The 245-nt window shown below is 64.9% G+C and carries 1 protein-coding gene; it reads left to right on the top strand.

Features of this window, described 5'->3' with window-relative positions:
- The coding region (locus ACLJNW_RS27715) for a hypothetical protein (RefSeq protein ID WP_410961789.1) at nucleotides 1-245 on the top strand (245 nt) is incomplete at both ends.

Below are 245 nucleotides of genomic sequence, written 5' to 3'. Positions count from 1 at the left end.
GCCAGGTGATCATCTACAACTCCAACGGCGTGGTCTTCAGCGGCTCGGCCAAGGTCGACGTGGGCTCCCTGATCACCACCACGGCGAACATCAGCGACGAACACTTCCGCCAGGGCAAGCTGATCTTCGACCAGCCCGGAAACCCCGACGCGCGGATCGTCAACGACGGCAGCATCAGCGTCGCGGAGAAAGGCCTGGCGGCCTTCGTCGCGCCGTCCGTGGCCAACAACGGCGTGATCAACGCC

Source organism: Salmonella sp. SAL4457, from assembly GCF_046548235.1.
Lineage (GTDB): Bacteria > Pseudomonadota > Gammaproteobacteria > Enterobacterales > Enterobacteriaceae > Salmonella > Salmonella enterica.
This window is presented reverse-complemented; position numbering and strand designations above follow the sequence as displayed.